Source organism: Bradyrhizobium sp. Crot121 (assembly GCF_059512385.1).
In genome coordinates, this window is sequence record NZ_JCAMOR010000268.1 from 1 (window position 1) to 1,009 (window position 1,009).

Sequence of the window (1,009 nt, forward strand, 5' to 3'; positions counted from 1 at the left end):
GAATCGAAGACCTCATGCCGTGGCGGTTCCGCAAAACGTCAAGCCAGTGTCAATAGGGTTGCGGCTAAGCGCTTACGTTTATCGCTGAGGCTCAATTGATATGGCACCAATGACGACACTACGCATCTACGATTGTCGGGATGGCATTCTGGCCATCGATCTGCGCGATCTTATCGATCTACTGCTCCACGCTCGCTCGAAGCCAGTTGGACGGTGTCACCGATTAGCGTGGAATATCCACGTCTTGGCCGCTCCATTGATGAATTCATGATGACGGGGCCAAGTCGGCCGGGCAGGATAAGCTGGAACTGCTCGCGGCCAGTGGCTCGTCGGTCAGCGGCGATACGCTTTCGGAGGCCGCTCATGCAGCGTGGCAGATAATTCGGGGACAGTTCTCCCGGAGCAGAGCGGCGCATGGGTTATTGTACGCGCAACAGGCAGCACCTTCTACGAACTCACTTCATCGGACGAGGCGGTGCTCGACGCCGTTCGATCGACTTACAAGGACGTCAGGGTCGCGCACGCTCCCGCTACTTCGGCTCCTATCGAGCGCATATGAACCAAGAGGAAGTTGGCGTTGACGTCTGCTTCGGGTCTTGGTTGTGTGCAAACGGGACGCGGCCGTGGTCGACAATCGTTGCAGGCCACGCGTTCCAAACGTCCGATAGCCGGCCAAGGTGGATATAGGGACGCGTTATCGCGCTTTTGGACGCACTTTCCGGCCTTCAGGCGGCGCGGATGGCTGCAATCAGGCTCGGTTTGCCGACGATGTTCATCACCCGTGTGAGGTTATAAGCGAGAACATGCAGCGCCATCTCAGCGGCGACATTCCGTAGGCGCTTCATCAGGAAGTGCGTTGCACCCATACGGGCTTTGATCGTGCCGAAGGGATGCTCAACCGTCTCGCGCCGCGTCCGCATGGCGTCGGGATCGGAATCGAGCCGTCTCTGGACCTCCTCGACCACATGCTCATGCTCCCAGCGCGTGATGCGGCGCTCCTTTGACGGCG

General features: G+C 59.0%; 1 protein-coding gene. It reads right to left on the minus strand.

The features are described from left to right. Positions 1-725: 725 nt before the first annotated feature. Positions 726-1,009, minus strand: a 284-nt coding sequence (locus tag AC5ZGW_RS46445) for a transposase (protein WP_496114185.1), incomplete at its 5' end; no start/stop codon positions are given.